Origin of the sequence: Thermopolyspora flexuosa, from assembly GCF_006716785.1 — a bacterium.
GTDB lineage: Bacteria > Actinomycetota > Actinomycetes > Streptosporangiales > Streptosporangiaceae > Thermopolyspora > Thermopolyspora flexuosa.
In genome coordinates this window covers 2,093,743-2,105,715 of the sequence record NZ_VFPQ01000001.1, presented here as the reverse complement: position 1 = coordinate 2,105,715, position 11,973 = coordinate 2,093,743, and the positions used below count along the sequence as shown (strand labels likewise).

The window sequence follows — 11,973 nt, the reverse complement described above, 5'->3', positions numbered from 1 at the left end:
GGGTTCTCCGGCCCGCCCGCAGGCCGGTGAGCACGGCGGGCCGGGCCGTTCATTCGCCACAGGGTGTGCCGGTCATCGCGAGCCCGCGCCCACCCCCTGCGCCGCGCCGGCCTGCGCCGTGTCGCCGGCGCGCGTCGCCGGGTTGAGGAGAAACGCGCGGAGGTCGGCCATGGCGTGCAGCAGGATCACCGGGATCAGGCTGCCGGTCCGCAGGTAGAGCATGGTGAACGCGAGCCCGAACAGGGTCACCGCGATCATGCCACGCGGCCCCTGGTAGAGGTGCCCGATGGCGAACAGCGCCAGGGCCAGGCCGGCGGCGACCGGGAGGGGCAGGCCGAGCACGTGGACGCCCACGGCGATGAGCAGGCCGCGGAAGACGATCTCCTCGCACACCCCGGCGGTGACCGCCAGCGCGGCGGCGTACCACCGCTCGGTGCGATCACGGGGCATCAGCGCGGAGAACACCTCCCGGCCGGGGCCGACGACGACGCCCTTCTTCTTCTCCATGACGAAGGCCAGGGCGCCGAAGGCGACCGCCACGACGATCATCCCGATGAGCATCCCGGCGAACACCACCCCATCCTCGGGGACGGCCAGGCCGATCCGTGCCAGGTCGAGGTCCGGGGAGAGGGCGACGAGCAGGAGGGACACGGCGGCCAGCGCCCACAGCTCGCCGACCCACAGGGACATCATCCGGATGAACAGCGGGCGGCTGCGCTCCCGCTCCAGCTTCCGGTAGGAGCGGGTCCCCCACCAGGGGCTCACCGCCGCGAGATAGATCACCAAGCCCGTGAAAAGCACCGCGAAGATCACGCTCGCTCCTTTCGCCGCTGCGCTACCTAGAGCGTAGAGCGAGATATGTAGTTATGCAACCTATATGGTGGGCGAACCTATGTAGGGGGCACACGCTGCGCCTACGCCCGAAGCCCCATCGCCGCGCGGCCGTTGGTACACGCCCTGCCGGTCGGCCGGCGCACCGACCCGACCTGGCCGGCCCTCAACCGTCGCCGGCCCCGGCCGCGTCGCACCGCCCCGCCGCGTCAGGCGCGCCCGCTCGCAGGCAGGCGGCACCGCCCGGCATCACGTCGCGGGCGACCGAGGCGAGCCCCGGTTCGCCACGGGCGATCACGCGGCGGGCCGGGCATACCTGGAGCGGGTGACGTTGGATGGGTGGGCGCCCGGTCCCCCGGTGCGCTTCGGGCGACCCGTCACGCGGCCCTGCGGCGCGGGCCCCGCCGCGGGCCGGTGGCGTGAACGGCCGCTTCCGGCGCGTACGGCACGGCGTCCCCTCCTCCTCCTGGTGGTGAGGCGTCTGGCCGCTTCCGGCGCGTACGGCACGGCGTCCGATGACGTGAACGCGCCGGGCATCCCTCCCGCGGTATCGCGGACGGCTCCGTTACGGGAGAACCGCGGCAACCGCCAAAGAACGGGCGCGTGCCGACCGCTCGTTCACGGTCCACCGGCCGGCCGGGGTGTGCTCGGCGGCGACGGCGCGCCTGGTCCGCCGCCGCAGGTGACATTGCCGCTCGGGGTCACGACCGCGGCCGCGGGCCACCCGGTGGCCGTGCCCGTCTGCCGAGGTCAGGCCTCGTCGCGGAAGAGCAGGGTCTCCAGCAGTGTGCGGTAGTCGCGGTAGATCCGGCGGTAGCGCTCGACGGCGCCGGAGCGGTCGCCGCGCTCCAGGAGTTCCAGGGTCTCGCGGTAGCCGTTGAGCCAGACGTTCCAGACCTCGCTCTCGGGGGTGAGGGCGAGGAGCCGCAGCGTGCGGGTGACCACGAGGTCGACGTGGGTCTGCAGCTCGCGGTTGCCGCTCGCCATGATGACCACGGTGCTGAAGTCGGCCCCGGCGGCACCGGCGGCCGTGGCGTCGCCGCGGCGCAGGTGCTCGGCGAACTCGTCGAGCTTGCGGCGCAGCGTGGCGAGGTGGTGCTCGGTGAGGTTGTCGACGCCCCACTCGAAGCCCGCGCAGGCGAGCACCATCATCACGTCGACGAGCTCCAGGGCGCTCTTCTGGGTCACCTGGGTGACCTGGCGGGTGCGGTTGGGCGAGATGTCGATGAGGCCCTCGGCGGCGAGCTGGGCGATCGCCTCGCGCACGGGCGTGATGCTCACCCCGAGCCGGGCCGCGATCTCCGCGTCCTTGATCACCGCGCCGGGCTTGAGCCGGCCGCTGATGATCTCGCCGCGGAGTTGGCGCAGGACCGCTTCCTTGCGTGTCGGGGGAAGCGCGAAGGAGTTCTCCCTGCTCTCGCTCATCGGGAAACCGTCACCGCCATGTTCGATCGCTCGACCGGCACCGGCCGCACTGTGGTCACGCTGCCATCATGCCGTCCCACGTCACCCGATGGTCCCGGTTCGGGCGTGCGCGCCGATCATCGTGGTACGGCCGGCCGGCCCGCCGCCGAGGCTCCGGGCGCCGCGCGGGCATGCGGAACGGGCCGCCGGATCGCCCGCGGCACACGGGCGGTCCGGCGGCCCGCTGTCTCGGCCCGCAGTGGCGGCCGGTGCGGCGGCCGTGCCGTACGGCCGCCGCGGCGCCGCGGGCGGAGGGAGCCCCATGCCCCGCCCGCGGCGCCGGAGCCTGCGCTCGACTCAGGCGAGCGCCCGCTTGAGCGCGTCGAGGCGCAGCCCCCAGATCCGCTTGGACAGCGCCGCGTCGGGCGCGAACGTCTCCGACGCGTGGTAGGCGCCGGGGTGGACGTGCAGCTCGACCGGCACGCCGGCCTGCATGAGCCGCTGCGCGAACGCGATGTCCTCGTCCCGGAACAGGTCGACGGTGCCGACGTCGATGAACGCCGGCGGCAGGCCGCTCAGGTCCTCGCAGCGCGCGGGCGCGGCGTACCCGTCGGGCTCCTTGCCGCCGAGGTACCAGCCCCAGGCCTCGATGTTGCCGGCGCGGTCCCAGATGCCGACGTCGGTGATCTCGTGGCTCGACGGCGTCTCGTTCCGGTCGTCGATCATCGGGTAGATCGGCATGATGAACCGCAGCGCCGGGCCGCCGCGGTCCCGGGCGAGCAGCGCGGTGGCGATGGTGAGCCCGCCGCCCGCGCTGGCGCCGTAGATCGCCAGCCGCTCCGGGTCGAAGCCGAGCTCGTCGGCGTGCTTCGCCATCCACACCAGGCCCGCGTAGCAGTCCTCCACCTGGGCCGGGTACGGGTTCTCCGGGGCGAGGCGGTACTCGACGGAGACGACCACGGCGCCGATCTGGTCGCAGAGCATGGTCGCGGTGGGGTCCTCGCCCGCCACGCTGCCGAGGATCATGCCGCCGCCGTGGATGAAGTAGATGCCGGGCAGCGTGCCCGACGCGTTGACCGGCCGGTAGATCCGCACGGTGATGTCGGGCTCCCCGGCGGGGCCGGGGACGGTGCGGTCCTCCTTGGAGACGTTGGGGTTCTCCGGCACCTCCATGCCGGCGAGCATGTTCGCGACGGTCTCGCGGCGCTGGACGATGTCGGGGATCGAGTTGAAGCCGCCGGGCATCGCCTCGAGCAGGGCGTCGAGCGGGACGCGGCTCTCCGGGTCGATCAGATCGCGACGGGACATGAACCCTCCACTGGGTGATGGGATGGTGGTGGGGATGGGGACGGTGGCCGTAGGGACGCCGGCCCGCCCGGCGCACGGGCCGGCGCGGAGACGGTCAGGGGGAGAGCACGAAGCCCTCGTAGCCGCGGGCCGCGACCTCGTCGCACTTCTGCCGGTAGGCGCCCACGCCCCCGGCGTACGGCATGAACACCCGCGGCTTGCCGGGCACGTTCGCGCCCATGTACCAGGAGTTCGCCTGCGGGTAGAGGGTGGCGGCGGCGACCTGGTTGACGTGGTCGACCCAGGCGTCCTGGGCCTCGACGGTGGGCTCCATGGTGCGCAGCCCGTTGCGGTCGAGGTGGGCGATCGCGTCGATCACCCAGTCGACGTGCTGCTCGATCGAGACGATCATGTTGGAGAGCACGGACGGGCTGCCCGGGCCGGTGATCATGAACAGGTTCGGGAAGCCGGCGGAGGCGATGCCCAGGTACGTGCGCGGGCCGGCGTACCAGGCCTCCTTGATGGTCAGGCCGCCGCGGCCGCGGATGTCGACGTTGGTGAGCGCGCCGGTCATCGCGTCGAAGCCGGTCGCGTACACGATCGCGTCGAACTCGTACTCGCGGTCGGTGGTGCGGATGCCCCGCTCGGTGATCTCCTCGATCGGGGTACGCCGCAGGTTGACCAGGCGCACGTTCTCCCGGTTGTAGGTCTCGTAGTAGCCGGTGTCGAGGCAGGGCCGCTTGGTGCCGACCGGGTAGTCCGGGCAGAGGTCCTCGGCGGTCTGCGGGTCCTTGACGATCTGCCGGATCTTGTTGTGCACGAACCGCTTGGCGGTGTCGTTCGCCTCCTTGCTGGTGAGCAGGTCGTTGTACGCGGTGAGGACCGCCACCAGGCTGCCCGCCTCCCAGGCCGCCTCGTACGTGGCGTTGCGTTCCTCCTCGGAGACCTCGAGGGCGGACTTGGTGGGTATCGGGGTGGGCAGGCCGAACGCGGACTCCCGCTGGGCCTGGCGGAACGCCCGGTAGTTCGCCTTCATCTGGGCGACCTCGTCGGGGCGCAGGCGGCGGTTGCGGGCCGGGAAGCTGTAGGCGGGGGTGCGCTGGAAGACGACGAGCTCGGCGGCCTGCTCGGCGATGACGGGGATCGACTGTACGCCGGAGGAGCCGGTGCCGATGACGCCGACGCGCATGCCGGTGAAGTCGACGCCCTCGTGCGGCCAGTGCGCGGTGTGGTAGGTGGCGCCGCGGAACCGGTTGACGCCGGGGATCTCCGGCATCTTCGCGGCGGACAGGCAGCCGGTGGCCATGACGAGGAAGCGCGCGGTGACCGCGTCGCCGTGGTCGGTGCGCACCGTCCAGGTGGCGGCGTCCTCGTCGAACGAGGCGGCGGTGACCCGGGTGCGGAAGTAGATGTCGCGGCGCAGGTCGAAGCGGTCGGCGACGTGCCGTGCGTACCGGAGGATCTCCGGCTGGGTCGGGTACCGCTCCTCCCACTCGTACTCCTGCTCCAGCTCCTCGGAGAACGAGTAGGAGTAGGCGAGGCTCTCGACGTCGACGCGGGCGCCCGGGTAGCGGTTCCAGTACCAGGTGCCGCCCACGTCGTCGGCGGCCTCGATCACGATCGCCGACAGGTTCATCCCCCGGAGCCGGTGCAGCAGGTACATGCCGGAGAATCCGGCGCCGACCACGACGACGTCGACCTCGGACGGCGGGGTGCGCGGGTCGGACCGGTGGTCGGTGGTGGAGACGGACATGGGCCCTCCTGGTGGTGCGAGACGCGGTGGGGACGGATATGCGCGGTCACGGCGTCCGTGCTCGCGGACGTGCGGAGCACGGCGCCCGGGATGAGGGCGTGCGTCATCGCCTCGCGGGCCGGGACGGGTACGGCTCGGCCGCGGTGGCCGGACGGTGCCGCCACCCGGTACGGGGGACGCGGACGGGCGATATGGGCGGTTGTGCGGCGGGAAGAATGACAAGCGAACGCTTGCTTGGTCGAGCGCGAGGACGCGGGACGCCCTCACGAAACAGGGGTGGGAGGCGATATGTCACCGAGCGTTTCGGCCGGGGCCGGACACCCGCAATGACCAAATAAGGAAGAAACGGAAGGCCGTGGGATCGACTCGGGCGAGGATGCCGGCGCCGGTCGCGGGCGCCGTCACCGGGTGAGCCGGATCAGTGGTTCCGGGCTCGTGTCAGGGCGCGTGGGCGTCGAGGGCGCCGGGCGTTTCGTCGGCGTTCCGGGTGCCCGCCCGGCGGCGCGCCCTCCGCGGCTCTCCGCCACCGGTCGTCGCGATTCCCGCCGATGCGGTGGTCACACCGTCGAACGCCATATGCGTCACCTCGCGCTCTCAGGTGGACAAAAGGTACACGTCCATCTGAAGTGCACCAAACATAAAATGCATCCTGCATTGAGTCAACAACCTTCCGCACATCAATGTGAGCCCGCTCACAGCCGATCATCGCCGGGCGTGACGCTCCGCCGTACGGCACGGCCGCCGGCGCGCGGGCGGCGGATCCGGCCGACCCGCACCGCGACGCCGGGCCGTGGCGGGCGAACGCCGTGCCGTACCCGCCCGGTCACGCCCGGCGCGGGTGACCCGCCGGCCGCCCGGGGACCGCACCCGACGCCCGCGAACCCCCTCTGCCCCTGGGGCCCGGCATGCTCACCACCACTCCCCGGCGTCGGCCGGGAGCCCTCGGGCGAGCGGGCCCACGACGATCGGGCCAGACTCACCTCACCCCGGACCCGGGTGTGCGCCGTCTGGGCGGTTTGTTGATATAAGAGAACTCGTCCAGAACCGCGCTCGAGAATTTGAGCGTGCGCTCCGCCTCCTGACGGGACAGCGGCCGCCCGCCGTACCCGCCGGGCCGAAGAGGCGGTCCGTACCCGACAGCGCCCCGCAACCGCCACGCCGTCACGCGCGGGCGGGCCGAGAAAGGGAAGGGCACGTTGACCACGCTTCCCACGACGTCGCAGGAGGCCCCGGCCACCGGAGCCGCGAGGCGCGGGCTCGGCTCCACCCTCATCCTGGCGCTGGGGACCTTCGCGGTCGGCACCGACGCCACCGCCATGGCCGGGTTCCTGCCGTCGGTGGCGGACACCCTGCAGGTGTCGCACGCGGTCGCCGGGCAGGTCACCGCCGTCTTCGCGATCTCCTACGCGCTGCTCGCGCCGCTGCTCGCCACCGTCACCGCCCGGATCCCGCGCCGCGCCCTGCTGGTGGGCTCGCTGCTGCTGCTCGCCCTCGCCGACACGGCCGCGGCGCTCGCCCCGAGCTACCTGGCGCTGATGGCGGCCCGCGTGCTGGCCTCGGTCGGCGCCGCCACGTACACCCCGGCCGCCGCCGCGGTCGCCGCCGACCTGGTCCCGCCCGCCCAGCGCGGCCGGGCGTTCGCCGTGGTGATCGGCGGGCTCACCATCGCGACGGCGCTGGGCGTGCCGCTGGGCAACCTCGCCGACCGGCTGCTCGACTGGCGCACCGCGATCGGCCTGGTCACCGCGCTCACCGCGCTGTGCGCGGTCGCGGTGTTCGCGGTCATGCCGCGGCTGCCCGGCCAGCCGCGGGTCCCGCTCGCCCGGCGGCTGCGGGCGCTGCGCCACCCCGGCGTGCTGGCCGTACTGCCGCTCACGGTCCTCGCGCTGACCGCGGGCTACGGGCTGTACCCCTACGCGATCCCGGTCATGCACGCGCTCGGCGCCGGCGACGACGCCGAGATGTGGCTGCTCGCCCTGTACGGCACGGGCGCGGTGCTCGGCAACCTGGTCTCGGGCGCGGCGGTCGACCGGTACGGCCCGATCCGGGTGCTGGCCGTCTCGTTCACCGCGATCGCGGTGACCATGGCCGGAGCCGCGCTGGTGGCCGGTGCGGGCGTGCACTGGCTGCCGCTGACCGCCCTGCTGATGGTGGCCTGGGGGGTGTGCGGCTGGTCCCAGACCACGGCCCAGCAGGTGCGGCTGATCTCCGCGGTGCCGCAGGAGGCGTCGGTGGTGATCGGGCTGAACTCCTCGGCCCTGTACCTCGGCATCGCGCTGGGCACCGGGTTCGGCGGGTTCGTGCTGGAGAGCAGCGTGCCGGTCGCGCTGGCCGCCTGCTCCGGCGTGGCGGTGCTCGGCCTCGGCTACCTCGCCCTCACCCGCCGCTACCGCTGACCCGCCCCGGGCCGGGTGCCCGCGCGAGCCGTACCGCACGGCCGGGCCGTCGTCGCTACCAGCGGTTGCGGGCCTCCTCCGCCCAGCCGACCAGGCCGTCGAGGTCCACCCAGGTGCCGTCGTCGGCGCGTGCCCGGCCGGTGAAACGGCCGAAGCACTGGTGGGTCTCGTTGGCCACGATGCCGAGCTCGGTGCGGGCTTTGCGCTCGTGGAACGGGTGGAACTCCACCTCGACGCGCGGGCCGGTGATCCGCCACGGCCGCAGCCAGTCGGTGCGGTCGTACGACCACTCCAGCTCGTCGCCGATCTTGTGCAGCCGGCCGTCGAGGAACAGGGCGTTCTCCGTCGAGCCGGTGCCGTCGGTCCACTTGCCGCCGAGCTGGATCGCGCGGCCCGGGGCGCAGCCCGCCGCCCAGTTCCAGGTCACCGAGTACGGCCACTTGCCGCGGCCGTGGTCGAGCACGGCGAACGAGGAGGCCTCGTCGACGACGATCTCCTTCTCCCCCAGGCGCAGCCGCCCGTGCACGGGCCGGCCGAGGTCCTTGACCGTGTACTGAAACCGGTTCGGCCCCCACGGCACCACCACCCCGAGCGACTCGTGGCCGTCCGGCAGCGGTACCCGCACGTCCACGTCGACGCCCGGGGCGCTCGCGCGGATCGAGGTGCCGTCGGGGTCCTGGGCGAGCTCGATCGCCACCCCGCCGCCGCGCACCCGGGCCACCCCCACCCCGCTGCGCTCGGGGAAGGCGGCCCCGCGGGCGAACGGCACGACCGCGTCCTTGGCGATCTCCTCGCCGGTGGCCCGGTCGAGCACGTACACCCCGTACAGGCCCGCGTAGTCGAGCGACGAGGCCACGAGCCCGACGATGTGGGTCGGCGTGACGATCCCCCAGTACTCCCACCGCTTGCACCGCCCCCAGCCGCGCAGGTTGGCCCGGTGCAGCGGGCGGCGGGTCCACCCGACCGCGGCCGGGTTGAGGCGTCCGTCCGGCAGGCACAGGTCGACGGGTGAGGTGATCTCGCGCTCAGCGGCGGCCATCGCGACACGTCCTTCGCTTCGGGGGGTGCTTCCGCCCAGCATCGCATCAAGCGTCCGATTCCACCGCAAGTCCCTGCGGTGTCCCCGCCACCCCCGCAGCGTGGCGGGGACCCTGCATGCCGGGCCGGACGACATCGCCGACAACGGCTCCGCCCACGCGAACCGGCCCGCACCGGACGCGCATTCCTCCCTTACGCGGTTGCGCGAACGGCACGCCCAACAGCAGGCATTACCGAAGCGCCGCCCACGCCACTATCCGTAGCGGAACACCGGCATATCCGGACGAATAAGAAGCAGCCACCACCGTATTGGCTCTGCCTCATTCCATCTGTACACAAATAACTATTTCCAGGTACCCTATGCGACCCAATGGTTTGGGCGGGTAAAACGGCCCGCCCGATGGCGAGCGGATCTCCGTCACGGTCGCCTGACGCGGAAAGGCGGCACGTTTTCCCCGTACCGGTTCACACCGCGTCTCGCGCGAGGGGACCGGCGAGACAGGAGAGGAGAGCGTTCATGACGATCACCGCGACCGGACGGCCCGGCCGCCGGGCGTGCGCGACCGCCGCGTGCGTACCCGCGGCATGCGAGCCGGGAGGCGTGCGCGCCTCGAGGGCGGGTGAGCGCGCGTGACCGCGCAGCGGATCCGGGTGGCGAGCGGCGTCATCGACGTGCACGCGCACTGGCTGCCCGAGGAGCTGTACGGCCTGCCGCCCGGTTCGCCGCTGCCGCCGATGCGCGCCCGCAACGGCGAGCTGTACCTCGGCGACCTCCCGCTCTCGATCACGCCCGGCTCGCTGAGCGACCCGAAGGAGATCCTGGCGGACGGTGACCGGGCCGGTATCGGGGTGCGGGTGCTGTCGCCGCCGCCCTTCGCCTTCCCCATCGGCGGGGGCGCCGAGGCGGACGACTACATCCGCACGTTCAACGCGAAGCTGGCGCAGGTCGTCCGGGAGGGCGACGGCCGCTTCCTCGGCCTCGGGCTGGTGCGGCTCGACGACGCCGGCGCCGCACGGGCCTGCATGCGGGAGCTCGCCGCGCTCGACGGCATCGTCGGCTTCGCCGTACCGCCGATCATCGGCGGCCGGTCGTACGACGCCGGGACACCGCGTGAGCTGCTGCGCGGCGCCGCCGAGTGCGACCTGGCCGTGCTGGTGCACCCCATGCAGCTCCCCCGGCCCGAGTGGTCCGGCCACTACCTGCCCAACCTGCTCGGCAACCCGGTCGAGACGGCCACCGCCATCGCCTCGGTCGTCCTCGGCGGGGTCGTGGACGAGCTTCCGGACCTGCGCATCTGCTTCGTCCACGGCGGTGGATGCGCGCCCGGGCTGCTCGGCCGCTGGGACCACGGCTGGCGGCACCGCCGCGACGTGCGCGCCGCCACCGCGAAGCCGCCCTCCGAGGGATTCCGCTCCCTCTACGTGGACACGCTGACCCACGATCCGGACGCGTTGCGGCTGCTCATCGCCAAGGCCCACCCGGACCGGCTGGTCTGCGGCAGCGACTACCCGTTCGACATGGCCGACCGGGACCCGGTGCGCTTCGCGACCGGCAACGGGCTCGATCCGGCCGTGCTGGAGGCGAACGCCCGCGCGTTCATCGGCCTCGGCGCCGCCCACTGACCGGATCGGCACCCCTCGGCCGGGAGGCGCCCTCGGGAGGGGCGGCGAGGCGGAGCAGCAGCGCGCAGGCGAGCCGGGTGTCGGGATCGTCCGGTTCCAGCCCGGTGAGGGACCGGATGCGGTCGAGGCGGTACCGCAGCGTCGTGGGGTGTACGCCCAGGCGGTTCGCGGCCTCCGCGACGTTCCCTCCGCTGTCCAGGTAGGCGCGGAGCGTGGGCGTCAGGGTCCCGCGGCGCTCGTCCTCGGCGTACAGCCGCTCCAGTCCGGGGAGCCGCAGCTCGGGCCGGTCGCGCAGCAGCGCGGTGACCTCGTGCAGGATCACCTGGGCGCGGACCTCGTCGTACCGGACGAACCCGGCGTGTTCCCCGCAGACCGCCAGCGCCAGCTCGGCCTCGACACGGCGCGCGGCCACCGGCTGCACGCCGGTGCACGGGGTGCTCGCCGCGCCGTACAGCCGCTGCCCGGTGACGGCGGGCGCGTGCGCCACGATGTCGCGGCCCAGCCGGACCACCGCCTCCGGATCGGAGGCGCGCGGCAGGTGCGCGATGACGAACACGGTGCGCCCGATGCGGGTCACCACCGCGGTCCACCGCCACGCCTCGGTGGTGAGGGCGACGTGGTCGACGATGCGTTCCCAGGCCTCCGCCGCCAGGTCGGCCTCGGTCGCCACGGTGAACGCCAGCACCGCCAGCCGGCCGCCGCGGGGCAGGTCGAGCTCGTCGGCGTACCGCCGTACCGGCCCCTGCCCGTCGAGGATGGCGCGGACCAGCTCCTGGCGGCGGCGTCGCCGCGCGGTGAGCATCTCCAGGTGCCGCCGGTAGTGCGGTACGGCGAGCTCGGCCGCCCGGCGGAGCGCGTCGGCCGCGGTGTCCGGCAGCGGGCGGTCCACCTCGGCGATCCAGATGATGCCGAGCAGCCGCCCGCCGTCGCGCACGGACACGATCAGGCGCCGGTTGGCGTTGTGCGGGCCGCCGGTGACGTCCACGACCTCGCCGGTGGTGCGCAGCCGTTCCAGGGCGCCGATGCGCCCCAGGTACTCGGCCCACTCGGCGGGCATGCGGCGGCCCAGGATCGCCCGGGCACGCCCCGGGTCCATGTGGCCGACGAACCGCGAGTACGCGAGCACGCGGAAGTCGGCGTCCTCCAGCGTGGCCGGCCCGCCGACCATCGCGGCGATCGCGTCGGCGAGCGCGAACAGGTCGCCGAGCGGCACCTCCCCGCCCTCGGCGTCCCCCGACCGGCCGCGGACCACGTCGTCGGCGAGCCGCAGCACCAGCGTCCAGGGGACGGCGGGCCCGAGCAGGAGCAGGCCGACCCGCGCCTCCTGCGCCACGTCGGCCAGCTCGGCCACGGCGCCGCCCGGGTCGCGCAGCAGTACCGCGGCGCATCCCGCCTCGCCGGCCCGGACCAGGACCTGCCGGATCTCGGCGGGCTCGGTGAGGTTGATGCCGAGCACGAGGGCGCCGGGCACGAGCCTGCCGGTGACGGAGGGCTCCCACGCGACCACGGTGCCGACCCGCCCGCCCGGCTCCGGCGGGGGCACCACGACCCGGATCTGCTCGCCGAGCTCGTCGACGAGCAACGCCAGCCCGCTCTGCGCCGCCGACATGCCTCCGACATTACTCGGATTCACGGAGAATC

At 73.5% G+C, this 11,973-nt stretch carries 8 protein-coding genes; 2 read left to right on the top strand and 6 right to left on the bottom strand.

Features of this window, described 5'->3' with window-relative positions; translation table 11 throughout:
• Positions 1-72: 72 nt before the first annotated feature.
• The 4 genes from FHX40_RS08955 to FHX40_RS08940 all read right to left on the bottom strand — a co-directional run bounded on the left by FHX40_RS08955 (position 73) and on the right by FHX40_RS08940 (position 5,275).
• Positions 73-813: a CPBP family intramembrane glutamic endopeptidase gene (locus tag FHX40_RS08955; protein ID WP_229789129.1), complete on the bottom strand. Its 741-nt coding sequence runs from the start codon at positions 811-813 to the stop codon at positions 73-75.
• A 768-nt stretch (positions 814-1,581) separates the two neighbouring features.
• Positions 1,582-2,256: a GntR family transcriptional regulator gene (locus FHX40_RS08950; RefSeq protein WP_142259176.1), complete on the bottom strand. Its 675-nt coding sequence runs from the start codon at positions 2,254-2,256 to the stop codon at positions 1,582-1,584.
• A gap of 336 nt (positions 2,257-2,592) precedes the next feature.
• Positions 2,593-3,543, bottom strand: a complete 951-nt coding sequence (locus FHX40_RS08945; RefSeq protein WP_142259175.1) for an alpha/beta hydrolase — start codon at positions 3,541-3,543, stop codon at positions 2,593-2,595.
• A gap of 94 nt (positions 3,544-3,637) precedes the next feature.
• The gene (locus FHX40_RS08940) at positions 3,638-5,275 is read right to left on the bottom strand and encodes a flavin-containing monooxygenase (RefSeq protein WP_142259174.1); all 1,638 of its coding nucleotides are present in this window, start codon (positions 5,273-5,275) and stop codon (positions 3,638-3,640) included.
• Between the two features lie 1,196 nt (positions 5,276-6,471).
• Between FHX40_RS08940 and FHX40_RS08935 the strand changes: the two genes are divergently transcribed.
• Complete coding sequence (locus tag FHX40_RS08935) at positions 6,472-7,671, top strand: MFS transporter (protein WP_142259173.1); 1,200 nt, start codon at positions 6,472-6,474, stop codon at positions 7,669-7,671.
• Positions 7,672-7,726: 55 nt separating this feature from the next.
• Here the strand turns inward: FHX40_RS08935 and FHX40_RS08930 are convergent, their stop codons facing one another.
• Positions 7,727-8,710 carry a DUF2804 domain-containing protein gene (locus tag FHX40_RS08930; RefSeq protein ID WP_142259172.1) on the bottom strand — a complete coding sequence of 328 codons (984 nt, stop codon included), beginning with the start codon at positions 8,708-8,710 and terminating at the stop codon, positions 7,727-7,729.
• Positions 8,711-9,339: 629 nt separating this feature from the next.
• On the opposite strand from FHX40_RS08930, the gene FHX40_RS08925 reads away from it, so the two are divergent.
• Complete coding sequence (locus FHX40_RS08925) at positions 9,340-10,332, top strand: amidohydrolase family protein (protein ID WP_142259171.1); 993 nt, start codon at positions 9,340-9,342, stop codon at positions 10,330-10,332.
• On the opposite strand, the gene FHX40_RS08920 is transcribed toward FHX40_RS08925, so the two are convergent.
• The gene (locus FHX40_RS08920) at positions 10,307-11,941 is read right to left on the bottom strand and encodes a PucR family transcriptional regulator (RefSeq protein ID WP_142259170.1); all 1,635 of its coding nucleotides are present in this window, start codon (positions 11,939-11,941) and stop codon (positions 10,307-10,309) included. The two genes, FHX40_RS08925 and FHX40_RS08920, sit on opposite strands and share 26 nt — an antisense overlap.
• Positions 11,942-11,973 lie beyond the last annotated feature (32 nt).

Excerpts from the sequence above, each read along its gene's own strand:
- FHX40_RS08920 (WP_142259170.1), bottom strand. The coding sequence starts at position 11,941 with ATGTCGGCGGCGCAGAGCGGGCTGGCGTTGCTCGTCGACGAGCTCGGC.
- FHX40_RS08950 (WP_142259176.1), bottom strand. The coding sequence starts at position 2,256 with ATGAGCGAGAGCAGGGAGAACTCCTTCGCGCTTCCCCCGACACGCAAG.
- FHX40_RS08940 (WP_142259174.1), bottom strand. The coding sequence starts at position 5,275 with ATGTCCGTCTCCACCACCGACCACCGGTCCGACCCGCGCACCCCGCCG.
- FHX40_RS08945 (WP_142259175.1), bottom strand. The coding sequence starts at position 3,543 with ATGTCCCGTCGCGATCTGATCGACCCGGAGAGCCGCGTCCCGCTCGAC.
- FHX40_RS08930 (WP_142259172.1), bottom strand. The coding sequence starts at position 8,710 with ATGGCCGCCGCTGAGCGCGAGATCACCTCACCCGTCGACCTGTGCCTG.